This is a genomic window from Polyangiaceae bacterium (assembly GCA_016715885.1).
GTDB lineage: Bacteria > Myxococcota_A > Polyangia > Polyangiales > Polyangiaceae > Polyangium.
This window is the reverse complement of record JADJXL010000019.1, coordinates 113,814-138,923: the sequence shown is the minus strand read 5'-3', so window position 1 is coordinate 138,923 and position 25,110 is coordinate 113,814. Positions and strand designations below refer to the sequence as shown.

Below are 25,110 nucleotides of genomic sequence, written 5' to 3'. Positions count from 1 at the left end.
CAGCTCTCGGTGGACACGATATGCCCCCAAAGTCGACCACATCCGGATACAGCGTCGGCGGCGCGTTCATCGGAGGCACCATCGGCTCGGCCCCAAACGTGCTCCGTGCTCACGGGTCCAATCCTTTTCACGTGGCGACGACCCAGGGTAGCATTCTGCCCGATGGTTGGATGGCCGATGGTAAACGGCAATCCTGGGACGGAAAACCGCTCGAAAAACCACCACGCCTGCACCTCGACCGAATCACGAAGCGCCTCTTCGTGGATGAAAAGAAAGGCATTTATTCGAAGACCAATGAAGACCCCGAGCTCGTGCTCGAAGTTCCAAAAGGACGAACCTTTACCGGGTTTCAACGCCGTGACAAACAAATTGTTTGGCAGGAACGATCACTCGAGCATAGCTGGCAAAAATGCGCTCTTTTCGGCGGCGAAATCGACGCGCGCGACGTCTTGGTGAAACCTCGACGCATCGCCGAAATCCCGTGCACATCGTCCAAGCTCGCTCTAGGCTGCGACATGGTGCTCGCCAGCGACGACACGCAAATTCGTCTAATATCCTTGTCGGACGGCACCTCGAGAATCCTGCAAATGAAAGGCGATGCCGCCGCGGTCGATTGCAAAAGCGCTTTCGTCGAACGCCCCGCCGCGCTCTTCCGTATCGACGTGGCTGCATTTGGTCCCGCAAAAGTGCCCCTCGACCCACCACCCGAACAACCAAAACTCAAAAAACGGTGATACTCTACGGAGCTCGAGGGCGCCACGTATTCGGGCGACGCAGATGCCGGCAGCACTGGCAAAAACGCAGGAGCGGGTGCCGATGCCGACGCAGCAGCCGCGGCCACTTCAATCCGCGCAGGAACCGGCCCGCTCAAACTAATGACGACCTCCGCACGCGTTTCATGCGAACCTACGAATGCGCGCACGTGATGTACGGTTCCCACGACGCCTCGGATTTTCACCACGCCGTTCGAATGATCGACAGGCCGCCCATCGATCTCCACCGACGCATCCGGAGGCGTCACGATAATCATGGCGTCGATCATTTTCGCAGGCGATGCGGCCGGCGCCGCTTCGTCGCGAACGCCATTCGACCGAAACCACGTCGAAGCATACACGCCGACGCCCAAAATGGCGGCAATGCCAATGGCGCCAAGCACCGTCGCCACGGATCGAGACGGCTTCTTGTCGCTCGCATTCGCCAGCGTCGCAGATGTGGGCGCTGCCCCCGTGGAGCTCGAACGCCGTTTTTCTTCGGCTGCGCCAAGCTGCTGCAATTCGGCAAATTGCAGCGCCGTGATCTTCGCCGAAGAGCTCGCCACGAGATCATCCATCGACGCATCCATCGAAACTCGGTCGGCAAATGGCTCGAGCGCCATCACCAATTCGATCATCGACGATTGCCGATCCTCCGGGCGCTTGGACATGGCCTTTTCGACGATCGCCAATACCTCGGGCGGTATGTCTTTACGAAATGAATCCAGCCGCGGCGGAGGCTCGTGCGCGATGGTGTACAGTACCATCGGAAACGCAATGCCGTGAAAAGGACGCCGACCTGCGAGCATTTCATAGAGTATTACGCCGAGCGCATAAATATCGGCCCTCGAATCGACCGCTCGAGCATCGACCACTTGCTCGGGCGCCATGAAATCGGGTGTCCCGAGCATGCTGCCTTTTTGCGTATTACCGGAATCTTCATGAAATTTGGAAACGCCAAAATCGAGCACTTTGACCCAATCGACGACGCCACGCTTACGCGCGAGAAACACATTGTCCGATTTGAGATCTCGATGTACGACCCCTGCTGCGTGTGCCGTTGCCAACGCATCGGCAATACGTGAAGCGATTTTCGCAGCGCGTCCAATGGCGAGCGGTCCGGACCGAATGATTTCGTCTGCGAGCGAATGCCCCACGAGCAGCTCGAGCACCAAATAGGGCTTGCCATCCGGTGTCGTTCCAATGTCGGTGCATTCGACGATGTTCGGGTGTCCGAGCGTTCCGGCAGCGCGTCCTTCGTTGGTGAAACGCTGCACGGCATCCGAATCGTCGGCGCAGCCGCCTTTCAGCACCTTGACGGCAACCTCGCGCCCGAGCACCTTGTGCTTCGCGACGTAGATCTTGGCCATGCCGCCTTCATTGAGCAAGCGCAAGATCTCGTAGCGCTCGCCGAGGATCGTGCCAACCAGCTCATCGGTCTTCGATGCTGCGTCTGCACTCTCCGATTTGGGGGCTGATGCCATGTTGATGCTCCCACGCGACGTTCGGTGGGCATTCGCTCGTTGATTGTCAGAAGAAACCAAGCAAGCTGCCGGTAAAATGTCATGCGCGGACAAACCGACTGCCGATTTCGTATCAATAGACTGCTGCTCGAGACGCGTCAACAAGGATCTACCGCGCCGAGGCGGCAATCTTTTCGCGCTGTGGTGGGTACGCGTTCCAACTGCGAAGGAGCAGTCGCGCCGGGCTGTGAAAATCCGAGCGGACTACCGGCAAACGAGATAGCCGCCAAGGACCTGACTGGGCAGGCAATCGTCATTTGGCGGGCATACGTTCGGATCGCCATCGCACAAGATGATGTTGCCCTGATTCTGGCACGTGGGCCGGCACGATACCTCGGTATAGTCCTGACCGTTGAACGTGCCGCAGCAGATTTCGCCAGGGCAATCGTCCGGGCCATTGCACGTAATGGCAAGATATTCGGGCGGCCCGCAGCTCCCCTCCGCGCCGCAATGATCCTGGCTCGCATCCTGGTTGTGGAAACAACATATTTCGCCGGGTGCACACGCCTGGCCTGCGCAATTCACCGTGATGAGAACGCCGCTGCTCGAGCTGGAAGACGAAGAGCTCGACGATGACGAGCTCGACGAAGCGCTCGATGACGAGCTGGAAGACGAAGCACCCGAAGACGACGAGCTGGAAGACGATGACGTCGAACCGCCGCCTTGGCCTCCGCCCCCTTCCCCGCCCGAACCGCCAGCTCCATTGCTGTTGGCACTGGCAAATAGCGATTGCGCATCGGAAACTCCGCACCCCACGACCGATGCGACAAGCCCTAGCACGCCCAAAGACACCCACGATGCAAGCTTCATAATGACCTCATCTCACCCGCCATGCCGACGGCTCGAGGCGCTCATCTAAGCGCATTCTCTACCGGTTGAAAAGGACGACGACGACTCCACGAGCACGTTTCGACAGCCTTTGTTCCGCACGATACGCATGGACTTTTTCGATAACACGATAGTCACCTCCGAAGCCCAGGCGCTTCATGACCACTCGCAGCGACGTATTCGACATACCCGCCACCGTACTGATGCACTCCTTCGGGCGTCAATTCGAGCACTCGATTCGACAGCGCCGCCAGAAAATGCCGATCATGTGAAACGAAAAGCATCGTTCCCTCGAAATTCGACAATGCCTCGACGAGCATCTCTTTGGTCGTGATGTCCAAATGGTTCGTCGGCTCGTCCAAGACCAGAAAATTCGGTGGATCGTAGAGCATTCTCGCAAGCACCAGCCGCGCCTTTTCGCCACCGGACAGCACACGGCAAGGTTTGTCGATGTCGTCGCCGGAAAACCCAAAACAGCCCGCAAGCGTGCGCATCGTCCCTATCGACGCTTCGGGAAAGGCCGTCGTGAGCGTACTCATCACCGTCGCATCCGGATCGAGCAGATCCATTGCATGCTGGGCAAAATACCCAAGCTTGACGCTCGCGCCCACCACCGCGCCGCCCGCGTCCGGTTCGAGCGTTCCGGCGACGATCTTGAGCAGCGTCGACTTGCCCGCTCCGTTGACGCCCATCACACACCAACGCTCGCGCCGCCGCACGAGAAAATTCAAGCCGTCGTAAATGGTGCGATTGCCGAATCGCTTGACCACGCCTTCCAGCTTTGCCACGTCTTCGCCGGACCGCGCAGGCACGCGAAAATCGAACATCGGCGGGCGCTTGCTCTTCTTCGGAGGCTCCATTTTCTCTATTTTGTCGAGCTTTTTCACGCGACTCTGCACCTGCGCCGCCTTCGCCGCATGCGTCTTGAACCGCTCGATGAAACGCATTTCCTTCGCAAGCATCGCCTGCTGCCGCTCGTATTGCGCCTCGGCCTGCTGCCCCGCAATCGCCCGCTGCTTTTCGTAAAAGTCGTAATTGCCGGTGTACGTCGTGATGTCCCCACCGTCGATTTCGAGAATTTTTGTGCACAAACGATTCATGAAGGCCCGATCGTGCGACGTAATCACGATCGACCCTTCGTAGGACTGCAAAAAACCCTCGAGCCATATGATCGATTCGATATCGAGGTGGTTCGTCGGTTCGTCGAGCAGCAGCGCGTCGGGGCGCAAAAGGAGTATTTTCGCGAGCGCTACGCGCATTTTCCAGCCGCCGGAGAGCGTCCCGACATCGGCATCCATGAGCTCGTTTGAAAAGCCGAGTCCCGCAAGAATTTCCCTCGCCTTCGCATCGAGCGAATACCCATCGAGCTCGGTCCACTGCGCCTGCGCCTGCCCGTATTTTTCGAGCAAGTTTTCCATTTCGTCGGCCCTTTCGGGATCCGCCAGCGCAAGCTCGAGCTCCGCAAGCTCGGCCGCGATTTTCGACACGGGCCCCACGCCATCCATCGTTTCAGCCACGATGCTCTTGCCCGTCATCTCGCCGACGTCTTGACTGAAGTAGCCGACGGTCACGCCGCGATCGACGGAGATTTGGCCTTCATCGGGCTGCTCTTCGCGCGTGATCATGCGAAAGATGGTGGTTTTACCCGAGCCGTTGGGGCCAACGAGGCCAATTTTTTCGCCGCGGTTGATGGCACACGACGCCTCGACGAAAAGAATTTGCTTGCCGTGGCGCTTACCGATGGAGTCGAGCCGGATCATGGGGGCGCGTTCTTAGCGGAAGCCTGGCCCGTGTGCATCCGAAAAACGCGCGGGCGGCCGGAAAACATGCGAGCTTGCAAGAACTTTGTCGTGCACCTCGGGCCGGAAATGGTTAGCTTTCCGCCATGAGGCAGACTCAGGCCGCGCCTGCACCAGCCGAATCGGACGCGAAACTCGCCGTTCGCGCCATCCTGCGTGTGCTCATCCTCATTGCCCTGTGCACTGCCGGCGGGCTCTACGGGTATTGGTATGCGTGGCTGTTTCTCGGCCTGACGCTCGTGGTGCTCGCCGTGAACGTCACCGTGATGCGGCTACGCAATCCAGGGTTATTGCGCCAACGATTGAAGCCGGATCGTCCCACGAAAAAATGGGACCGCCAATTCATGATCGTCGGCTTCGTCGCGAGCATCGGCATATTCGTCGTTGCGCCGCTCGACTTTTTTCTGATTCACGGACCCAACGTACCTCTCGCCTTCGTCATTGCCGGCGCCGTGCTCTACCTCGGAGGCAATGGCTTCATTGCCTGGGTCATGGGGGAAAACCCATTCCTCGAACGAACGGTGCGTATCCAAGAAGAGCGGCATCAAGTCGTGATAACGACGGGACCTTATGCAATCGTGCGTCATCCGATGTACACAGGGCTTCTCGTTGCGAGCGCAGGATGGCCGCTGGTGCTCGGGTCGTGGTGGGCTTTTTTGCCGGTGCTGGTGATGGATGTAGCGTTCGTCGTGCGCACGTACCACGAAGACCGCACGCTGCACGACGAACTGCCGGGATATCGAGAATACGCGCAGAAAACGCGCTATCGACTATTACCAGGAGTGTGGTAATGGGTTGGACGCTCGAGCCTATGGTGGCGGCATTGCGTCTTCGAGCGCAATCGTCAAATTGTACAGTTTGCCCGTGTACCCGAACGTCGAATTCGTCACCTTCACGAAGTGTTTGCCGGGCGCTGTAATCGGAGCGCTCTTCAAATCTTCGTGGTAGTCGCCATCCGAGCTGGGCCCACCGAGCGACGTCGTGCAATTCGATGCGAACACTTCCACGACGGTGTCCGTTTGCGCATCACCGGGAGACGTTATCACGCGAACGATCTTGCCTTCATTTCCGGGGTCGACGTCGAAGGAGAGCCAATCCACGTCGTCGGGGCTCGACAGGAACAGGTTTTTGATGTCCGCCGGCAACGCTCCTGCAGCTTGGGCCGTCGCGCATGTATTGTTGGGCTCGACGTCGGCCGTCACGACCTTTTCGGCTTTCACGGTCGCGAAATACCCGGTTGTGCCCGAATTATCCCAATAGATGAAGTAGAACGGATCCGTATTCGTCGCCAGAACCGTTGGAGCTCCACTGAAGTCCATGAGCTCGGTGAATTTGCCGCTCTTCGGCAATACGGCGAGGTTGGGATTGGCATCTTGCGACGACGCCGAAGCGGTCACCTGATAGAGTCCCGGGCCAGAGGGCGTGAACGAATACAAGAGCGTACCGAGCGGCGTGTCGATGTTGCCCTTGACCGATGCGCCTTCCATGAGCACGTCGGGCATTCGTGCGGCAATGTCGAGCCCACCCGGAGCGGGCGAAGCCAATGTATCGCCGAGCGGGCCGCTATGCACGGTCAGATCGCCTTTGCCCGCGGGCGTGTCGACATCCACCAAAACGAGCAGGTCGGTGGAATACATGTCCACGGATTCGACCTGCGCATTGATGCCTGGCGAGCCGGCGACGTTGATGTTGGTGTACTCGAATGGTTCGAAAAACCCATCGCCCGTCGATGTGGTATCGAACGGTGTGGATAGATCGAGCTGCCGTGCTTTCGTTACGAGAATGGAGCCTTGGGCGGACGACCCGACCACCGTCAAATCGAGCGGCGTTTCGATTTTGAATGCGCCCGCGTACGTCACGGTGCCCGCCGCATCGACGACCTGCACGTCGCGCGGACCCGTTGCAGCATCCTCGCCAACTTCGATGGTTGCAACAATCGCCGTGGGGCTCGCAATTTTTTGATTGAGCACGGTGACGCCCGCGCCGAATTCGACTTTCGTTGCATCCGACCAATTGGTGTTGAAACCACTGATCGTCACGTCAATCATCCGCGCCAAAAACACTTTGCTCGGAATGACGGCGTTGATGCTCGCATCGGCACTCGGCCCTTCCACGCCCGGAGGGCCCGCGGGACCTTGTTCACCCGTACAGCCCATCGAAACGATGGCAGCAAGGGGCACGGCAAGCAGCGCGAATCGGTGTCTCATGAAAAGCTCCTCGTCTGAAGGATTACCCAGCCGTCGATCATCGTCGAGCCAAGCGACGGCCGCAAGAGAAAAGTGAAGCTTTGGAGGAAGGTCGCGCAAAGCGGCGTCAAAAGCATTTCCTCACGAGCAAACCTTTTCGGCAAAGCGCGAAAACTTTGCGTCAATGGCAGCAGCGCCCCCAACGCGCCTCGATGCGGGCTTCACAACGGGGAGATGTCGATGTACACTCCTGCGACCAGGAGGTTTTCGTCCTATGCTTCGTCATGGTTTTCTTTTCTTGACCGCGCTTGCTCTCGCAGCGTGCTCGTCCGGCACGACCGGCGGCGGCTCGGGAGGCTCTGCAGGAAATGGTGGGTCTGCTGGTAGCGGCGGCACCGCCGGTAGCGGCGGAGCCGGTGGCAGCGGCGGGGCCGCGGGAAGCGGCGGAATGGCTGGCGGCGGTGGAGTTGGCGGCGGCAACGTGAATGACATCAACACGTGCGAAGATTTGCTCGTCGCATACAACAATGAATTGCAGGCGATCCAAAGTTGCACGATGGATGCCGAATGCGGCTTGGAGCTTCAAGGCACGAGTTGCGGGTGCACGCGTAATCTGGTGGCGCGCAAAGACGCCGATACGAAGCATTATTACGATTTGCTGAAGCGTGGCCAGGAGCTCATGTGCGAGCTTGGAACGACGAGCACGTGCGATTGCCCGAATGCGAATGGATTCATATGCATGAGCGGCCGGTGCGCTTGGAATTACGTGCCTTGATTGAGGCCGGGCCAGGATTTGCACCCTCGCTTCGCGCGCGTGGGACGCGCGCTTCGCGAGGCTTGTTTACGATGGGGGGGTCCGCGGCTCGCCTCCCGGTGCTTTTGCTTCGCAAAAGCACGGCGAGGCGCGGACGCCCCCCATACCCCCCCCGGATCAAGTTGATCGCCTATCAAGCTCGTTTCGATATGCGCACGCCTCGTTGCCCAAGCGCATGCCGTAGGGCTGCTTCGAGCGTTGCGAAGGTGCGGAACGTCGACGTTTCGGTCGACCCCAAGTCCACGAGCGTCCGAGCGACTGCGGGTGAAATGCCCGAAACGAGGCAATCGCTGCCGAGAAGGGACGCGGCGCGAGCGATGTCGAGCAGATGATTCGCCGTTTCCGCATCGACGGTCGTGACGCCCGTCAAATCGAGAATGGCGAATTCAGCCTGCTTTTGCGTAATCGTGTCGAGCAACGTGGACATCATGCGCGCGGCCCGCTCGCGATCCACCATCCCAATGACGGGCAATGCCACCGTTTTTTCCCACACTTCGATGATCGGCGTCGACATGGCCGCCAGCGCCGCCTCGAGCAGCGCTGCCGCACGTTTTTGCTCGGTCACGTCACGCGCCGATGAAATGGCAATCTGCTTGCCCGCGTGTTCGAAGAGCACCGTCCGCACCTCGGCCGGAAACGTCGTCCCGTCCGAACGCCGAAACACTGCATCGAACGTCCGCGGCTCCCCCGCTTCGAGAAGCTCACCATCTCGCGCGATGTCTTCGGCCGTCACGCCTTGACGAATATCCGCCAAATTTTTCGCAATCAAATCTTCCGAAGGAACGAGCAATTCACGCCCCGCAGCTCGATTGCATTCGAGAATCGTCCCGTCTCTTTCGTGCACGAAAAGCATGTCCGCCGCATGTTCCACGAGCAATCGAAAACGAGCGTCGCTCTCGGCCGCCACCTTTGCCGAGCGCATTCGTTCGATTTCGGCTGCGACGCGACCTGCAAATAACCGCAGCGAAAGCGCTCGCTCTTCGACGGCGTCCATGGGACGTGAATGCGCAATCGTCATGACCCCGATGGTTTTACCTCGGGAATCGAGCACCGGAACGGCAATGACGCTTTGCGTTTTCTCCATCGTTGGATTTCCAGGAAAAACATCACTCGAGCCGCGAGGAATTTGGCAGATCTCGCCGCGCGCAACGATCCCGCAGGGCGTGTTTTCAACCGGATAACGAATGCCCTCGACATGGTTCGTCCCGTCCCACATCGACAACAATCGTGCATGCGTTGGTGGATCCTCGTATTCGCTTGCAAACACCATGTCGACTTGCATTGCGAGCGCCGTTTGTCGCGTCACGGCGTGAAAAAGCGACGAGCCTTCGAGAAGTGACGCTGAAGAATCGATCCCCATCGCGAGGAGCGATTCGGCACGCATTCTGGCCATCGCACGCGATGCAGCACGGCTGGCAGACTGGAGCACGGCCAAGATTTGTCCGTGGTTCGATTCGAGCATGGGTTTGTCGTCGACGACGCATATGCTCCCCAAAATCGCACCGACCTCGTCCCTTACCGGCACGCCAAAATAGCTCTCCGCATGAATCGCTTCGAGCATTGCGACGTTCGGGAAAACCTCACGCAAACCGCGTGCATACGTGACCACCTCGCCATACATGACGTTTTGACACGGCATACCCGCCACATCGTAAGCGAATGGCTCGAGCGCGTGCCCATCCACCCACCCCGCAAGCACCTCGGCACGCGTCACGGGCCAATCAACACCACGCGTCACCATGACTTGTCGCGGCCCGAGCGCATCCAAGACGCCCCGCACCACATTCTGAAAGAGCACATCGCGCGATACGTGTCCCGTAGCCGTATCACCTACCCATAAGACTCGACGCCCAACACAATGAAAAAGTTCGTCCGAGGGTGTACCGTTTGCTTCCAGGGCATGTTCCGTTTCATCTTGGTTGCGCACCATCACGTGAAATCGCGCGCGCTGCCCCGTTCGCGCTGCCGCCATCGCCGACTGAAGCGATTGTTGCGATTGTTCCGTGACGAACGAGGCAAACGGCGTCCCCAGCATCTCTTCGAGGTTACGCCCTACAAGGCGAAGGAACGCCGGATTTGCCGCAACCAACGTGCCCCCTTGTGATGCCAGCGACAACGAGAAGAGCGGCTCTCGAGAATCGTTGAAAAATGCGTCCGCGGAGAAAGCCATTCGCGCATCATGCACGAATGTCCAGGCTCTGACAAGACGGAATTTTGACGCTCAAGTCTCGAGGCGCGGATCGAATGCTCGGGCAATCAGAGGGTAGACATGCTCGGCCGCCTGCTCGCCGATGAGACAATCGAGGTGCCCGTAATCGGGGATCACGTGTCTTCGATAATACGCGGCTCCATTTTCCTGGACCAGCCGGTCATAACTTTGGTCCGTGCTTTCCGGGCAAAACGTGCGGTTTTTTTCGCCCGATAGCAGACACATCGGAAGCGCCAATCGATCGAAATGGTACTGATCTTCCTTTGTGAGAATGCAGGACGCACGCGTTTTCTCCGCTATATCGAGCAGAAATGCGGCAGCCACGTCGGGAATCAGATCACCGGCGAGCGCATGCGTTTCGGCATTGATGCGATCATGGTGGAGCAAATCGCCGAACACCGCGCTGTGCCGACGACAACTGACGTTGTCGCAATCATAAGATTTCGGCACGACGGCCGCGAGCCCGGTAATGGCAAGATCCGCACGCGAATGCGTAATCTCACCTGGCTTGAAATGGATGATCTGCTCTTCGGGAAACCATTTGTCGAGATGAAGCTCGGCCTTCAAACGTCCAATGATCGGGAGCTCGAAGTCGAACGCCACCTGACTCAAAATCGCCGACGAAAGATGGCCCTTCTCGACATGACCTCGAATGAGCGAAAGCACGAGCGCCGGGGCACTCAAACAATGCGCGAGCACACCCACGGAAGCGCCCGTACGAGCTCGTACCGCACCGACCGCCGCTGGCCAATCGTATGTCGCCACATCGTCGAGCGTGTAAGGACGCTCGTGCGCAGCCAAATACGGCGACGTGCGCCAATCGAAAAGCCACACATCGAACCCTTCGCGGTGCAAATATTCGGCAAGATTGCAGCGCACCGTATCAATACAAAATGACAGCCCCGTCATCGAAGTGCCCGGCGCTAAAAGCACTGGACCTCGATTTCCGCCCGGGACGTGATGAAGTCGCAAGGCAGCGCCGTCGGCGGCGGTGATGTCGACGATTTCAATCGGAGGAAGCTCGAGCGTGCGTCGAGCACCGAAGAGAGGAGCAAAAGAGGTGATTCTTTCCATGGCCAAACCGTGATCCGGCGGAACTGAAATGGCTTCGAACCAGAAGACACTGGCGGGCGCAAGCCGTCAAGCATGTCTTGTACAGAATCGTGCTCCGCTCTCATCAGGGTCCGCGTGCTGCAATCATCGTCGCAAGCCGGCGCGACGAACGCTCTTGCGCTCGGATGCAAGTTGTTGGACGATACTCGAGCTTTTCAACTCCTCCTACATCGAGGTTTCCATGCAACGAATTTCTCAACCCCTGACGCACCTTCGAGGCTCTTACGAAGTGATCGTCGTAGGGAGCGGTTATGGTGGAGGTATTGCAGCGAGCCGCTTCGCACGAGCAGGGCGCAAAGTGTGTGTGCTCGAACGCGGGCGCGAACATTTGCCTGGTGATTTCCCCGACACGGAAGTCGCAGCGCTTCGCGAATTTCAGATGAATGGCCCCATGCACGATTTCGGGTCGAAAACCGGGCTTTATGAATTGCACGTCGACAAAGACATTACGGTCGTGAAGGGTTGTGGGCTCGGCGGAACGTCGCTCATCAATGCGAACGTGGCCTTGCGAGCGGATCCGCGCGTATTCGAGGATTTGCGGTGGCCGGCGGAGTTTCGTGCGGACATTCGTGGAGGTCTCGAGGAGGGTTACGAGCGTGCCGAAGCGATGCTCCAGCCACGGACCTATCCGCGCACTCGTCCGGAGCTCAAAAAGGTATCGCATTTGCGCGGCTGCGCTGAACACTTGGGCGAAAAGTTCCATTTGACGCCCATCAACGTCACGTTCGAGTCGGGCATGAACCATGTGGGGATTGAACAAAAGGCGTGCAACGATTGCGGCGATTGCGCCACCGGATGCAATCACGGCGCGAAAAACACCACGCGAATGAATTACCTGCCGGATGCATGGAATCACGGCGCCGAGATTTTTTGCGAAGTGGACGTCGTATCCATTCGCCGCGTAGGCGACCGCTGGCTCGTCATCGTGCGGCCATTGGAAGTCGGGCGCGAGCTTTTCGATGCCCCGGCCATTCATATTTTCGCCGATATCGTGGTGCTCGGCGCCGGGACGCTCGGTTCGACCGAAATCCTCCTCCGCTCGGCCGAAGCGGGTCTTTCCGTATCGCGTCTTTTGGGCGAGCGATTCACCGGCAATGGCGACGTCCTGGGCTTCAGCTACAATGGTGAAGTCGCCATCCATGCAACCGGCTACGGCGATCATGACCCGTCGGGCCACGAACCCGTCGGTCCCTGCATTACGTCATTCATCGATGCGCGCGACGGCCGGCCGCTTGCCGACGGCATGATTGCGGAGGACGGTACGGTGCCGGGCGCCATTGGATCGTTTACGGCAAGAATCCTCGCGACCGAAGCGCTCGTGCAGGGCAAAACATCGAGCGGCGATTTCGGTACCACCGTAAAACGCGAAGCCCGAGAGCTCGAAACCACCGTTCGAGGACCGCAGCATGGCGCGATGAATCATACGCAAACGTTCCTCGTCATGGCGCACGACGGCGACAATGGACACATGCAGCTCGAAAGTGGCCGCCTGCGTATTCATTGGCCCGGTGTCGGAAAGCGACCCATCATCGAAAAAGCCAATGACATGCTGGCGAAAGCCACCGAAACGACGCGAGGAATCTACCTTCGGAATCCAATCTGGAACAAACTTTTCGGTCAACCGCTCATCACCGTTCACCCTCTCGGCGGATGCTGCATGGGCGACAATGCGCAAACGGGCGTCGTCGACCACAAGGGCCAGGTTTTTGATGGCAATGGCGCCACGACGGTGCACCCCGGCCTTTACGTGATGGATGGTTCGATTATTCCCACGTCCGTGGGCGTCAATCCATTGCTAACGATATCGGCGGTCGCCGAACGATGCGCGGATCTCGCCATTCGCCAGCACGGCTTTTCCGCATCGTACGAATTGCCGTCGCGCCCGCGGGAAGACGTCCCACCGCCCAAGGTCGGCGTACGTTTCACCGAAACCATGAAGGGACATTTCAGCAAAGGAACCCTCGATTACAAGGCCGCGGACGAAGCAGGCAAATTGGACGGCCACGCAATGCGGTTCGTCCTGACAATCCAGGCGGACGATCTCGAAGCGCTCCTGGTGAACGAGCACTACCAATCGAACATGGTGGGCAGCGTCGAAGCCGATATGCTATCGCCCGAACCGCTCACGGTCACGGATGGTAAGTTTACGCTGTTCGTGCGGAATCCCGAACAACCCGGCGTAAAAAACATGATTTACCGCATGGGCCTCTCTGCGCGCGACGGGACGGAGTACTGGTTCGAAGGCTTCAAGGTGATTCGAGACGATCCGGGAATCGACATCTGGCCGGACACGACGACGCTCTACGTGACGGTTTGGCAGGGAAGAAGCAATGCGGGGCCGCTCGTGGGACGCGGTATTCTCTACATTGCTCCCGAAGACTTCATCAAACAGCTCACGACGACGAAAATCACGAATGCGCCCAGCAAAGTCACCGAAGCCAAGGACCTTGTGCGTTTCGGCATGCATTTCATGGGCGAGCTTTGGAAGACCTACGGGCTGCACCTGGTGCGCGAAGCGATTTGATGGCGGGCCATACGCTCGCTTCGCGATGCGATGCCTTGTTTACGATGGGGGGGCCGAGGCTCGGCCCCCCCAAACCCCCCGATTTGCCCTGCCATCTTGCTCTAGCACCTGCGACGACGTGCGCGACGAGCTAGCGCCAGCGCAAATCCGATTACGAGCGCTGCGCCTGCGTTTGCGGGACCATTCCCAGAGGCTCGGCAACCGCCAAACGAGAGGGGTTCGTCATCAAAAACCGATTCGTCGACGGAAACGCCAACGACGTGCCCGCTCTTGTTGATTTTCGCGTTGAACGTCGATTGCGCCGAATTTCCCGCAGAGTCGAGCACGTCCACGCGGATGCCTACGTTCTTGCCCCACAATTCGACGGGAACCACAAAGGCTGGCTCGATTTCGGCCGACGGGCCGTCGAGCAGCGCTTCACCCGCCACGAGCAAAGGACTTTCAGCATTTTCCGCGTCGCGCATCCAAACGATGAAGTGATCGAGCGCCAGGTCGTCTTGCGCCTTCATCGATACCACCACGGTATCGTCGTGCGCCGTTGCAGTCGCCGTCAGCGTAGGCGCATTCCGATCTTCCACGACGATGGTTTCGGAGAATGCTTCGGGGCTCGAGCCAGCAGGCCCTTTTGCGCGCACCGCAATGCGATACGGACGCGATGCGAGCACGCCGTCGAGATTCACCGTGACCTGATTGGTCGCAACATCCCGGTGAGCCGGTGACCACAAAGCTTCGTTTTCAGGACCCACGAGCGCATATTCATACGAAGTCGCTCCCGAAACTTGCCCGAATGAAATGGTGACGTCTTGTCCAGGGGAAATGACGATGGGAGCATTCCCGTTTTTCGGCCCCACGAACGTAATCCCGTCCGTCGGCGAGAGGCGCGGCACATCGATGTTGACGATGTACCCATCCGCGACGCTCACGACGATTTCATCACCCGCATCGCCATCCGTGTCGCCGACGATAGGCTCGGATACCGACCCGCCGAGGAATTTGCTCCAGCGCAAATCGAGCGTGCAGGCATCGACCGCATAAAGGTAGCCATCGCTGGATCCAACGAGCACGGCGCCATTGCCTTGTCCAAGTTTTGCTACCGATGTCGCATTGGACAGAACGCCAGGTTGCTTACCGGCAAGCGTAGCGAGCGCAATCGATGAATACGCGACACCACCAGCGAGCGCCCGCTCCGCAACGAGCGCTCCGGTCGCGCCATCGTAGGCTCGCAGCGTCGGAGATAGAACGGATGGAGTGACAAACCGCGTTGCCGCGCCGCAAAGCACGCGCGCACCACCCATTCCATTGACGGGTTCCGCAGAGGGCGATTGCCATACCTTTTTCAACGATGCATCGAGCAGCTTGGGCGGGAGTCCGCCACCTTGAAGGAGAAGCGCCTTTTCGCCATCAGGAGCGAACGATGCCGCCATCGGCAACGAATACCCCATACCTTCGCCCGCAACCGTCTTCACGTCGCCAGTCTTCGCATCGCGACGATTCAACCCATCGTTCATCGAATACCATTCGTCCGTGCCGTCTTCGTCGAGGTCCGCGACGCTCGAAGCAAAGAAACCTCCGTATGGCAATGGTTTCCCTTGCCAAACCAGCGCATTCTTCGAGAAGTCGACCGCTTTCTGCACGACCTGCACGCCCTCGACGCGCCAATCGATCCCCACGAGCGGAACGCTGGTACTGGCAATCGAAAGCGGCAAAGGCGTTGCGTGAGGTGCTCCAAGGCCGAGGTCCACTTCGTTCAAAACGACGCCCGTCGAAGAACGACGCGCAACGAGCGATTGGCCATCCACGCCCACGACGACATGACCGAACGCCCCCAAATCGAGGATGCTCGGAGCGCCCATTCGCGCCGCTATCCACCGCGGCAGCGGCGGCAGAATGAGCGACGCGAATCGAGCATCGCCTACGTACAAACCAATGGGAGAACCCGGAAGCACGACGAATGGCCCTTCTTCATCACGACCAATCAGCGGCCCACCCCTTGCGCCCGTATTCGGCTGCATTGCCCCGCCAATGATCGAACCCGTTGCTTTGCCGCCGGCAAATACGATTCCGTTCGTTCCTTGAAACGATTGGCTGAGCAGAATCACGGTCCCTGCCGTCGTACCAATGGCGATTTGTGGATACGGTCGCGTCGCCCCACCCGCCGGTATGACGCCCGTGATTTCACCGACGAGCGGCACGTGTTTCCCTACGTCGTCCACACCCGCAGAGCTGAGCGCCAAACCTCGAATATCGAGAAAACTGCCGACATCGGCGAGATCGGCATAAGGAATTTGCGAACTGGGTTTTCCCACGAGAAGCGCGGGACGCTTCCCTGGTCGCTCGAGCACCCCGAGGCGAAATTCGAGTTGTCCGCTTCTTTGCGCATTTTTGTCTGGCATCCGGTGCACGCGCACGTCAGGAATCGGCCCCGCCAGCGCCACGAATTGCCCCGCGTCGAGCTTATGTATCGACAAACCATTCTGCGATGCGAGCACGACTTCGGCGCCGGGCAATCCATCGAGGTTCGCGGCGCCCTCGAAACGAGCACCCGTCAACGTGGTCACGGACGTACCGCTCGGGCCGCTCAGGATCTCCGTCGTGAAAACGCCGTTCGAAGCATTTCGATGCGAAAAGATGACCTCGTCGATGCCATTGCCGTCCAAATCCGACACGACGTCCACTTGAGCCACCATGCTCTCGTCGTATCCATCCGCAACTCGGCGGTAAAGCAGCGTATTCGTGCCGGTCTTTGGATTCAGCCGAAAAACCGTGATGCCCGCCGGCCCGGCGCTCGTTGCAACTTGACCCGATGGCTGCACGATCACGAGCTCTTTCCCGGGCAAACCGTCGATTTCGGCAGCAAGCACGCGAGCATGGGGGAATGGGTTTTTGTCTTGCGACGGAAGAGCAAGCGTTGCAATGGGCGAACCATCCGAACCCCGAACGACGAGCACTTTGTCGGACGAGGTCAAAACCACTTCCGCCAATCCATCTTCATCGAGGTCGACGATGGCATCGCTGCCCGAATTGACGGGCGATGGTGACGCATTCAGAGCGCGTTCCCAAAGCGTCTTCGGGGCCGCGAAACCGGACGCAAACGAATATGCGCCGGCGCTCATGGTGCCTTGTTTCGCACATGTCGTACATTCGTCGACGTACACGTCGGGCAGCCCATTACCATCGAGATCGACGACGCGAACCGCCGCGGGCGTTCGAAATGCATCGGGCGCCGAGCTCCACAGAAGCGCTCCGGTTTTACCATCCAAAACATGAGCACGTGTCTCCGCGCGCACGATGACTTCGAGGTTGTCGTCTCCATCCAGGTCCGCAATGGCTTCGACCGCACCCACGCCGAGCATATCGCTCTTCCAAAGCGTCGCTTGCGTCATTGCGTTTTTCACGATGAACCGCCCGCCGACCGCGGCCACCATCGTCGATTGGTCGCCAATGCCGAATTGCACCGTTTGCGCCACCGGACGTCCGCCCATGTACGCCCTCCACGTCACGAAAGGCTGATCCACGGGAACCGTCCCCGCAGAAGCCCCCGTGCGAGCCGCGTCATGACGCGTTATCGGCCACGTATCCGCGCGCGCGACGCTCGCATCGACGATTCCCACTGCCGCCGCGACCAAACCCAGCACAGTTCCCATCGATCTCATGATGTCCCTCCGCAAAACAGAACACACCGGCCGCCTTCGTTGCCCACCTTGCACAAGATATTCATTCAAAACACATTTTCTACCATCCTAGCACAAGAACGCTACCCAATTGTGCACAGACCCACACCGACCACGTGCTCCACGCAACAATTTATCAATTCTCGACGCCCGAACAAAAAGATCCTAAGAAAATTTCTTCGCCTCCGTTGATGGGAGCAACGAGACAGAGCCGCATGTCGAATGGCACGACGCATCATTGGGTCATGGTCGCCCTCGAGCGATACGAGCAGCCGCTTTTGCGTTATGCGTCGGCGATCGTGGGGCAAAGCTTGGCAAACGACGTAGTTCAGGACACGTTTTTGCGCCTTTGCAAGCAAGAGCGCAGCGAGGTCGAGCCTCATTTGCGCGCCTGGCTGTTCAAGGTGTGTCGGAATCGGGCATTCGACATGCGGCGGGACAAACGCCACACCGAATCGGTGGCGGAAATGGATGATGTCATGCAAACCGATCAATCTCTCCCATCGGATGCATTCGAGCGTAAAGAAGCAATGCAGCGTGTGATGGGCGCGCTCGATACGCTTCCCGAAAAGCAGCGCGAGGCTGTGCTATTGAAGTTCAGCGGGGATCTCAGTTATCAAGAAATCGCGGATGTGCTGGGCACGAGTGTTTCCAACGTGGGGGTGCTTTTGCACACGGCATTGAAGAGTTTGCGTCAAAGCATCGACAAGAAGGACAAGAGCGCTGGAGGGAACATCCGATGACGATCTCGAAAGACGATCCGCGCCTGATTGCCCTTGCGCTCGATGAATTGCCTCCCGAGGAAAAGCAAGCGTTGCTCGACGAAATCGGGGACGATACGGACATTTTGCAGGAAATCGAAGACTTGCGTAATGTCGCAGGGCTGCTTCGCGAGGGGCTTGCGGAAAAAAGCGCGAAGGAGCTGCCTGAGGCCAAGAAAAAGACCATCGAGGACGCAGTCGCTCAGGACAAACCCATTGCGATGCTCCGTCGCCGAAAGGTATTGCGAACCGTTTGGTATCCGACGACCGCGGCCCTGGCAATGGCAGCGGCGGCAACGCTGTTCGTGTTCCCGCAATACAAGCAGAGCCGCGAGAGGACCGAAGCGATGGAGGCGGAGCGACGCGAGAAGGAAGCTGAGCTCGAGCGTCTATGGAACAGTAAGCTGCAGCAAAAGACGATTGTCAAAGCAAAAGATGACGGCGAACGGGAACCACTGCTCGACCAGATAAAAGAGCGGGCTCGACGTCGAATTGACAGCAAAGCGAGCTCAGCATTAAAAGCTGCTTCTGATGTCCCGCCGGCGTTCAATACGGAATCGTATGCGCCGATCGATGAAAATCCATTCATCGACGTGGCAACGGATCCGCGGTCGACATTTTCGATCGACGTGGATACGGCGTCGTATTCGATCATGCGACGCTACATCGAGCGATCGCAAAGGCCGCCCAAAGGTGCCGTACGCATCGAAGAGCTCATCAATTATTTTCCGTACGACGACGCGGTACCGGTCGGGGACGCTCCGTTTGCCGTGCGTACGGATGTCACGTCCGCGCCCTGGACGCCTGCAAATAGGCTCGTGCGGATATCGCTCAAAGGAAAGTCGATTGACCGAGCAAGCCGCGCAGGCACGAATCTGGTATTTTTGATCGACGTGTCGGGGTCGATGGAGTCTGCGAACAAATTGCCACTATTGAAACGTTCGCTGGGACTGCTCGTCAACCAGCTCGATGCGCGGGATCGCGTATCGATCGTGGTATATGCGGGCGCATCGGGGCTCGTTTTGCCGCCGACATCGGGCGCGGACAAACGTACGATCATGAATGCGCTCGACAATCTCAATGCGGGCGGATCGACCAATGGAGGTGAAGGCATCGAGCTTGCGTATGCGCAGGCGACGCGCAACTTCATCGAAGGCGGCACGAATCGCGTCATTCTGGCGACGGACGGCGACTTCAACGTGGGCGTCACGGATCGCTCGAGTTTGGTGGACCTCATCGCCCAAAAAGCCAAGTCGGGGGTTTTTCTGAGCGTCCTCGGGTTTGGAATGGGCAACTACAAGGACGATACGCTCGAGTCGCTCGCGCAACGAGGCAATGGCAACTATGCCTACGTGGACGACATGAGCGAAGCGCGCAAAGTGTTGGTCGAGCAGGTGATGGGGACACTGGTGACGATTGCAAAGGACGTGAAGATTCAAGTGGAATGGAATCCGCGCCTCGTACAGTCGTTTCGGCTGATTGGCTATGAAAATAGAATGCTCGCGCATCGGGATTTCAATGACGATCGCAAGGATGCGGGAGACATTGGAGCAGGGCATTCGGTGACGGCGCTTTACGAAGTGGTTATTGCGGGCGCGAAGCAGGACAAACCGGGCACGGATCCGCTGAAGTACCAATCACCGGGCCAGGTCACGGACGCAGGGCAATCGAATGAACTGGTGACGGTAAAACTTCGTTACAAGGAGCCGAATGGAGCGACGAGCCGCTTGCTCGAGGTGACTGCAATCGATAAGGGGAAAACCTTTGCGGAAGCGAGCACGGATTTTCGATTTGCGGCATCCGTCGCGGCATTCGGGATGATTCTGCGAAGCTCGCCGCATAAAGGCAATGCGACGATGTCGCAGGTGGTTTCGCTGGCGGAAGGATCGCTCGGCGAAGATCCCGGTGGACATAGGCGCGCATTCGTGGAGCTCGTGCGAGCTGCTGCGAAGTTGCCCGAACGTTCGAATGGCGAAAGGGATACGCAAGTGCGATCGCCGTCGAGATGTGATCCGGCGGATCCGTTGTGTACGGATCTATGAGGCATCATCGGAATTCGCGCCTCACCGCGTAAACGTAATCTCTTACGGACAGGGAAAGAGCGCGTCGATCGCCCCAATGAGTCTTTCCTTGTCGACCGGATCGGGGCGGCGCTTCGATACTTCTTCAATGAAAATGGCAGCTTGAGCGGGGTCGCGTACTTGCGCTTCCCGCATGAGCACGCCTCCGAGGATTTCCACGGTCTCCCATGCGGGTTCGCATTCGATCACCTGCACTCGTTGACGCAAAATCAGCGCCATGCCGCGAATCAATGCGCGATCGAGCTGCGCTCGTGCACGCTCGTGCATGACCGGATCCATCGATACACCGGATGGATTGTCGAGGTCCCGCCAGCAGCGCACGGCGAGAAGGCCATCCCAAATGCGATCGTGCGCTTCCTGGCTACGCGCTTGAATGTATTTCGCGAGCCCCATTGGATTTTCACGCGGCTCGCCGGCTGTATACTTGGCCCACATCGAATCCGTGTCGAGCACGTTCATCGCGGCCGTCGTGGCTTCCTTGTAAATGGACGCGTATAGGAACCATAGCAGCGCAGCTTCGATACGAGCTGCATTGATCACGGGCTGATTACCTTTGATTCCCTCTTCGAACGCGAGGTTGAGTATGGGGCGGATGCGCACGGGACCCACGCAGCGGTCGGGGTATTGCGCTAGTTCATCGGGCGTCATGTCGCGGCACAGTTTGGGTGCGGGAGGATAATGTTCGTCTTCGCGACGAGCCACACGCGATTCGATCCCCTGCTCTTGCGAATAGATGACGCGAGCATCGAGAAATTCCTGTGGCGTGGGTGCTTTCAAACCGCCAAATCCGAGGATTTCGCCAATTTGTATGAATGCATTGACGCGCGCGATGCTGCTGATGTTTTGATCGAATCTGACGTATTCGTTGCCGTCGCTGATGCACGCTGGCCACGTGTCGTTCGCCGAAGCACTGTCGCGCGGCGTGTAATCGTCCGAAAGGGGTGCGCACATGGCGCCAGACATATCGGCGACGCCTTCATTTGCATCGCAAGTGACGACGTCAGCTCCGCCATTACCGCCTGTGCCGATGGGGTTTTTCACTTCGGGATCTTCAGCTTCGCAAGCGAAGCTCGACGCAGCAAGCACGGAGATGGAAACTGCACGAAGAACACGATGCCCAAGGTTTGTCATAATCCTGCCTCGACGTTTATGATGAAGCCTCGGCCCGGCCCGTTGACGGCCGAACCGTGGTAACGATACGCCACATCGCCGATGTTTTCTAGCACGGTCGTGACGACCAAGTTGCGACGCATTCGATAACCAGCTCGCATGTCGACCACCGCAAATCCCGGCGTACCGCCCTCCGGAATACGTGCATCGGTGAAATCGGTCGGAGCAAGCCGATCCTGAAGCGTCGCCCACCGTAATCCCATGCCGGCGTAAAACCCGACATCACTCATCCAGCGCACTTCGGCCGATCCATTGAGCGGAGGAATCCTCGATATGGGAATACGCGACTCGTACGACAAGCTTGGATCATCGGGCGGTGCTTGCGGATTGGGAGCGCTCCCATACGCGTAGGCCACGGTAGCTCGAGCATCGAAGCCACGAGGCAATCGTGCGCGTACGGATGCTTCGACGCCCGTGACGAACGAATTGCCAGGATTGTTGACGAGCTGAAAACGCGACCAGCTCGTATTGCACTGCGGCGTTGCAGGCGGACAATCCGCAATCGAACGAATGGATCGCGTAATGGCATCGCCAACCGTCGCATAATATCCCCACACTTCGGCAGTGATCCATTTGTCGGTGTAGCGACCACCCACGTCGACCGTGACGGCCTTTTCGGGTACGAGGCTAGCGTTTTCGAATTGAAACCCAGGCCCCGATTGCTGGCGGGACGTGAGGTCGTCCAAGTTTGGCGCTCGATAGGAACGATCGACGCTCGCAAGCAACGAAACGCTTTTCGTCGCGCGTACTTCGGCGCCAACATGACCCACCGCAATGGGCCACGCAGCCGACACGGGCCGCGTACCGGAAGCAGGATCGGCTGCAGCACGAGCATGCGCAAACGCACCGCGTCCACCAGCGCGCACGATGACGCGATCGAATAGAGTAAGCTCGCCTTCGACGAATGCACCCGCTTGCACGTATCGAGCTCCATCGATGTATTGACCACGAGAAAGTGCAATGACGGCGTCAATGTCGGTGAACGATGTCCATGCACGTGATGCCACAAGATCAACGTATGCATCGGTACCGCCGTCCACGCGGAGGTCGATTCCTTCACGCAGTTGTTTTTCATGGCCACTAAAATTCGCAGTGAGCCCGAATGTATCGACGGCATCGCGGCCAATGTTTTGCACGAACGATTCGGGCCTTTCGAGCGTGCGACGTTCGTGCTGTCGCTGATACGAAAGCGCGATGCGGCCGAATTTCGAAAAACGACCGAATGGACCTTCCAAGGTGACATACGCGAGCGAGCGAAATTGTTCATCGTAATTCAAACACTCGCTTCGGGGTGCATAAGGTGGCGGGCATTGATCCGTGCGCGGAGAATCGTATTGTCGATAAATGTACGTCGCTGCGACGATCCGCCTTCCCCCGGACAAACCGAAGACCAATCGAGCGTCTCCGGTGATTTCTCGAAATCCCGTGCCAAGCTGCGTGCGGCCGTCATCCTCGAAGACAGGGACGAGCGGTATTTGTCCCGTGCGCGGGCTACGTACGGGTCCACCACTTTCGAGGCGCCCGGTCACTCGACGACCAATACCCCCCAAAAATCTTATTTTTGACGCGATTTGTGTATCTATCTGAAAACGATGCGTAAATTCGCCATCGGCCGTCGCAAAACGTGTGGACGCTCGAGGGCGCATGACGAAACGGCGACCCGAAAAGTCGACCGTGGGTTCGATGGGGCGCGCATCGAGAACGCCGCCGATGGCGTCGGATCCATACCGCGTGGAGCCGCCTCCGCGCATCACGTCGATGTGATGGATCGTTTGGGCATCGAGCGTGAAAAAGTATTGATTGGGGCCTTGCCGGTAAAGGCTCGTGTTCATGCGAATGCCGTCGAAGAGCATGACGGTTTGCTGGCCCGTTCGTCCGCGAATGAATGCCGAACCTTGGCCATGAGCACTTTGTTGAACGAATACGCCGGGTTCGTACCGAAGCGCGTCGGGCGCGGAGCGAGGAAGCCGCTCGTCCATGTCTCGCCGGTCGACTTTGGAGCTCGGGCGCCCTTCGATTGCGGCGCGATCCGTCGGGCGCGCTTGCACCGTCACCTCGAGCGGCTTCCCATCGGAATTCTTTTGCGCCGCGTCTTGCGTCTCGTCTGCGGCACGAGCTTCGGGAAGCGCGAACGTTGAAGCAAAAAAAATCCCGGGGATGACCCTACGCACGGCCACAAGATGCAATGGCATGGCTCCAAGGGCAAGCAACAACTGACCCAAAGAATCGTATGTACAGCCGCATGAACTTGTGAAAGGATGCGCCATGCTGCCTCTTCCCGCAGACGACGCGGTTCTTCCAACTGTTCAGCAATTTCTCGTTCTTTTTTCGAACGCTCTGACGGCGCTCGGAGCGTCCCCCAAGCCGCACGAATTGGAACGTCCGGTGTTCGTGGTGCACGAAGCGCTCGCTGGACAAGCGCGCGAATTTCATAGCCACGAACACGTGCTTACGGTGACCCACGGTGCAAGTCCCATCGAGACGCTCGCGGGGATTTTTCATGACGTGGTGTATGTGCAGGTGGATCGCGGGTTTCCCGGTGCCATCGGCGAGCTCCTGCGGCCATTTCTCACGCCGGTCGACGGAGCGGGTTACCGCGTGTCGCTGGCGATCCTCGAAGACCCCGTGACCGCGATGGTGGCGCGCATCTTCGACCGCGCGCCGGGCGATGAATTGTCACCTTTTGCGGGATTGAACGAGCTTGCAAGTGCGCTCGTCGCGACGAAATGCTTGGCACCCCTTTTATCGAAATCGCAACTGGCACGCATTGCAGCAGGTATCGAAGCGACGATACCTTTTCGCGACAACAATACCTTGGAAGCCCTCGCGGCGCGGCTGCGCGATCTAAGCCTGCCCGACCTCGACGCCGCTGCCTGCGAAGATGCGGTACGCGTAGCGACGCGTCTTGGCAATCGCGACGTGGAAAACTTTGCCGAAGAGGACCCAGCGCGTTTTCTCGACAATACCTGGCGCCTCTTGCCCGAAACGAATCCGGCATTGGCAGCGCCGGGCGTGTATCGCACGGGTGAATATCGCATGGCCATCCAAAAAATGGAGGCCTTTTTATCGAAGCTCGATGCGGAACGCGTTTTTCACGTGTACCGAGGCGAACCTTCCCCGGAAGAACATGCACGTCGCATATCGCAAGCAAAACGCAACATCGACTTGGCCGTGCGCTATTTGCGCGCCAAGCTTTATACCATTGCGCTCGTGGAGGCGATTGCTCACGTCTCCGGAGGCGATGCGCCCATTGAATTTTTCTTGGGCGCCATTCCCGTGCCAGGCAGTCCGGTCAGGTCCGTGAATGCAGAATTGTATCTACCAAAAGTCGCGAAAAGCTCGGACGACATGGATCCCGTCATGCTGAGGCTGCTCGAAGAAGGACGACCCACGCCGCCCGAATTCGATTTGCCTGCGTCGCCTTACACGGCGTATCTTTATCGAGTTTTGGGGGAAAAAGCATTGATGGAGCGGATGGAGGCGTCACGTCCCTGGATGCGCGGCAGAATCACGGCGCAGGAATACCTTGCGTCGCAAGCCAGCCCGCCCGTGGCAGCTCTTGCACGAGCCATTGCGCCAGTGGCGATCACGCGGCGCGAAGTATTGGAAAAGCTGGCCGGTGAGCTTGCGTAGGGTGGCAACCGGCGAGAGCTCGGCGCGCTGATCGATCCGCTTGTGG

Annotated in this window: 16 protein-coding genes; 7 read left to right on the top strand and 9 right to left on the bottom strand. The window is 58.6% G+C overall.

Translation table 11 applies throughout. The annotated features are described in order from the left end of the window. Positions 1-349: 349 nt before the first annotated feature. Positions 350-2,236, bottom strand: a complete 1,887-nt coding sequence (locus IPM54_24820; protein MBK9263014.1) for a serine/threonine protein kinase — start codon at positions 2,234-2,236, stop codon at positions 350-352. Between the two features lie 243 nt (positions 2,237-2,479). Further along, the gene (locus tag IPM54_24815) at positions 2,480-2,800 is read right to left on the bottom strand and encodes a hypothetical protein (protein ID MBK9263013.1); all 321 of its coding nucleotides are present in this window, start codon (positions 2,798-2,800) and stop codon (positions 2,480-2,482) included. Between the two features lies 1 nt (position 2,801). Here IPM54_24815 and IPM54_24810 point away from each other — a divergent pair, with 1 nt between their 5' ends. Next, a complete protein-coding gene (locus tag IPM54_24810; GenBank protein ID MBK9263012.1) occupies positions 2,802-3,134 on the top strand; it encodes a hypothetical protein in 333 nt (110 codons plus the stop codon). A gap of 103 nt (positions 3,135-3,237) precedes the next feature. Here the strand turns inward: IPM54_24810 and IPM54_24805 are convergent, their stop codons facing one another. Further along, entirely contained in the window at positions 3,238-4,863 is a 1,626-nt protein-coding gene (locus tag IPM54_24805) for an ABC-F family ATP-binding cassette domain-containing protein (GenBank protein ID MBK9263011.1), read from the bottom strand. Positions 4,864-4,988: 125 nt separating this feature from the next. On the opposite strand from IPM54_24805, the gene IPM54_24800 reads away from it, so the two are divergent. Next, positions 4,989-5,693: an isoprenylcysteine carboxylmethyltransferase family protein gene (locus tag IPM54_24800; GenBank protein MBK9263010.1), complete on the top strand. Its 705-nt coding sequence runs from the start codon at positions 4,989-4,991 to the stop codon at positions 5,691-5,693. Positions 5,694-5,711: 18 nt separating this feature from the next. On the opposite strand, the gene IPM54_24795 is transcribed toward IPM54_24800, so the two are convergent. Beyond that, a complete protein-coding gene (locus tag IPM54_24795; GenBank protein MBK9263009.1) occupies positions 5,712-7,109 on the bottom strand; it encodes a hypothetical protein in 1,398 nt (465 codons plus the stop codon). 253 nt (positions 7,110-7,362) lie between these two features. Between IPM54_24795 and IPM54_24790 the strand changes: the two genes are divergently transcribed. After that, entirely contained in the window at positions 7,363-7,863 is a 501-nt protein-coding gene (locus IPM54_24790) for a hypothetical protein (protein MBK9263008.1), read from the top strand. A 172-nt stretch (positions 7,864-8,035) separates the two neighbouring features. On the opposite strand, the gene IPM54_24785 is transcribed toward IPM54_24790, so the two are convergent. Beyond that, on the bottom strand, positions 8,036-10,072 hold the full coding sequence (locus IPM54_24785) for a PAS domain S-box protein (GenBank protein ID MBK9263007.1): 2,037 nt from the start codon (positions 10,070-10,072) through the stop codon (positions 8,036-8,038). Between the two features lie 51 nt (positions 10,073-10,123). Then, positions 10,124-11,185, bottom strand: a complete 1,062-nt coding sequence (locus IPM54_24780) for a hypothetical protein (protein MBK9263006.1) — start codon at positions 11,183-11,185, stop codon at positions 10,124-10,126. Positions 11,186-11,405: 220 nt separating this feature from the next. On the opposite strand from IPM54_24780, the gene IPM54_24775 reads away from it, so the two are divergent. Further along, positions 11,406-13,748, top strand: a complete 2,343-nt coding sequence (locus IPM54_24775; GenBank protein ID MBK9263005.1) for a GMC family oxidoreductase — start codon at positions 11,406-11,408, stop codon at positions 13,746-13,748. A 101-nt stretch (positions 13,749-13,849) separates the two neighbouring features. Here IPM54_24775 and IPM54_24770 read toward each other — a convergent pair whose 3' ends face one another. Beyond that, entirely contained in the window at positions 13,850-17,401 is a 3,552-nt protein-coding gene (locus IPM54_24770; GenBank protein MBK9263004.1) for a PQQ-binding-like beta-propeller repeat protein, read from the bottom strand. A gap of 233 nt (positions 17,402-17,634) precedes the next feature. Here IPM54_24770 and IPM54_24765 point away from each other — a divergent pair, with 233 nt between their 5' ends. Both IPM54_24765 and IPM54_24760 read left to right on the top strand, forming a co-directional pair. Further along, a complete protein-coding gene (locus IPM54_24765) occupies positions 17,635-18,162 on the top strand; it encodes a sigma-70 family RNA polymerase sigma factor (protein MBK9263003.1) in 528 nt (175 codons plus the stop codon). A gap of 365 nt (positions 18,163-18,527) precedes the next feature. After that, entirely contained in the window at positions 18,528-20,222 is a 1,695-nt protein-coding gene (locus IPM54_24760) for a VWA domain-containing protein (GenBank protein ID MBK9263002.1), read from the top strand. Between the two features lie 42 nt (positions 20,223-20,264). On the opposite strand, the gene IPM54_24755 is transcribed toward IPM54_24760, so the two are convergent. Next, on the bottom strand, positions 20,265-21,392 hold the full coding sequence (locus IPM54_24755; protein MBK9263001.1) for a hypothetical protein: 1,128 nt from the start codon (positions 21,390-21,392) through the stop codon (positions 20,265-20,267). Continuing rightward, positions 21,389-23,623, bottom strand: coding sequence for a TonB-dependent receptor (locus IPM54_24750; protein ID MBK9263000.1), 2,235 nt, complete (start codon positions 23,621-23,623; stop codon positions 21,389-21,391). The genes IPM54_24755 and IPM54_24750 overlap by 4 nt, the downstream gene beginning before the upstream one ends. A gap of 73 nt (positions 23,624-23,696) precedes the next feature. On the opposite strand from IPM54_24750, the gene IPM54_24745 reads away from it, so the two are divergent. Beyond that, the gene (locus IPM54_24745; GenBank protein ID MBK9262999.1) at positions 23,697-25,064 is read left to right on the top strand and encodes a hypothetical protein; all 1,368 of its coding nucleotides are present in this window, start codon (positions 23,697-23,699) and stop codon (positions 25,062-25,064) included. The last annotated feature ends 46 nt before the right edge of the window (positions 25,065-25,110 follow it).

Bases quoted from the DNA above. Each gene is read 5' to 3' on its own strand.
- IPM54_24820 (MBK9263014.1), bottom strand. From the start codon at position 2,236: ATGGCATCAGCCCCCAAATCGGAGAGTGCAGACGCAGCATCGAAGACC.
- IPM54_24805 (MBK9263011.1), bottom strand. From the start codon at position 4,863: ATGATCCGGCTCGACTCCATCGGTAAGCGCCACGGCAAGCAAATTCTT.
- IPM54_24800 (MBK9263010.1), top strand. From the start codon at position 4,989: ATGAGGCAGACTCAGGCCGCGCCTGCACCAGCCGAATCGGACGCGAAA.
- IPM54_24795 (MBK9263009.1), bottom strand. From the start codon at position 7,109: ATGAGACACCGATTCGCGCTGCTTGCCGTGCCCCTTGCTGCCATCGTT.
- IPM54_24790 (MBK9263008.1), top strand. From the start codon at position 7,363: ATGCTTCGTCATGGTTTTCTTTTCTTGACCGCGCTTGCTCTCGCAGCG.
- IPM54_24785 (MBK9263007.1), bottom strand. From the start codon at position 10,072: ATGGCTTTCTCCGCGGACGCATTTTTCAACGATTCTCGAGAGCCGCTC.
- IPM54_24780 (MBK9263006.1), bottom strand. From the start codon at position 11,185: ATGGAAAGAATCACCTCTTTTGCTCCTCTCTTCGGTGCTCGACGCACG.
- IPM54_24775 (MBK9263005.1), top strand. From the start codon at position 11,406: ATGCAACGAATTTCTCAACCCCTGACGCACCTTCGAGGCTCTTACGAA.
- IPM54_24770 (MBK9263004.1), bottom strand. From the start codon at position 17,401: ATGAGATCGATGGGAACTGTGCTGGGTTTGGTCGCGGCGGCAGTGGGA.
- IPM54_24765 (MBK9263003.1), top strand. From the start codon at position 17,635: ATGTCGAATGGCACGACGCATCATTGGGTCATGGTCGCCCTCGAGCGA.
- IPM54_24760 (MBK9263002.1), top strand. From the start codon at position 18,528: ATGGAGGCGGAGCGACGCGAGAAGGAAGCTGAGCTCGAGCGTCTATGG.
- IPM54_24755 (MBK9263001.1), bottom strand. From the start codon at position 21,392: ATGACAAACCTTGGGCATCGTGTTCTTCGTGCAGTTTCCATCTCCGTG.
- IPM54_24750 (MBK9263000.1), bottom strand. From the start codon at position 23,623: ATGCCATTGCATCTTGTGGCCGTGCGTAGGGTCATCCCCGGGATTTTT.
- IPM54_24745 (MBK9262999.1), top strand. From the start codon at position 23,697: ATGCTGCCTCTTCCCGCAGACGACGCGGTTCTTCCAACTGTTCAGCAA.